This is a genomic window from Protofrankia coriariae (assembly GCF_001017755.1).
Taxonomy (GTDB): Bacteria; Actinomycetota; Actinomycetes; order Frankiales; family Frankiaceae; genus Protofrankia; species Protofrankia coriariae.
In genome coordinates, this window is the sequence record NZ_JWIO01000031.1 from 34,496 (window position 1) to 35,151 (window position 656).

Consider the following 656-nt stretch of genomic DNA (forward strand, 5'->3'; position numbering starts at 1 on the left):
CCGGCGGGCTGCCGTGACCCGCCGCAGGAGCCGCTGGCGAGCGCCAGCAGAACACCCACGAGAGTGAGGCCGAGTATCCGGATGCGAGAGCGCCGCGCAGGCCGGGACGTTTCCATGATCTTAGTACCCCCCTGGCTGCGGTGGAGCGTTCGGTGGGTTCCCGATTAGTCCAGTATGCACTGATTGCATGGAGTAATATTACCGCTACGGCTGTCCGGGGCCATGCCCGCTACCGGGTGGGTGGCGACATCAGCCCCACCGCGGGGGATGTGAGGATGCGACCGTGACGAACGACTCTTTTCCCACCGGTGCCGGCACCGGCGCAGGCACCGGTGTCCGTGGCGGGGGCGGTGCCCTGCCCTTCGTCCCGCCGGATGCCGACCTTGCCGGGCTGGCCGCGGCCGCCGCGTCCTGCCGGGGCTGTGAGCTGGCGGACCTGCCCGACACCCGGACCGTCTTCGGGGAGGGGAATCCGCGTGCGCGCCTGGTCCTCGTCGGCGAACAGCCCGGTGATGTCGAGGACCGGCGTGGCCGGCCGTTCGTCGGGCCCGCCGGCAAGCTGCTTGACCGGGCGCTCGCGGACGCCGGGATCGACCGGGCCGAGGCGTATGTCACAAACGCGGTCAAGCATTTCAGGTACCGCCGCAACGGCGGGC

Annotated in this window: 1 protein-coding gene and 1 pseudogene (1 of these 2 cut by a window edge); both read left to right on the forward strand. The window is 70.7% G+C overall.

Annotated elements, in window-relative coordinates; translation table 11 throughout:
• Positions 1–283: 283 nt before the first annotated feature.
• A pseudogene (locus FrCorBMG51_RS34935) lies at positions 284–601 on the forward strand (uracil-DNA glycosylase family protein); the annotation flags it as partial.
• A 7-nt stretch (positions 602–608) separates the two neighbouring features.
• Positions 609–656: the beginning of a uracil-DNA glycosylase family protein gene (locus FrCorBMG51_RS34940; RefSeq protein ID WP_268760578.1), read on the forward strand. The gene runs 351 nt beyond the window's last position; 48 of the gene's 399 nt are visible here — the first part of the coding sequence; the start codon lies at positions 609–611; the stop codon falls past the right edge of the window.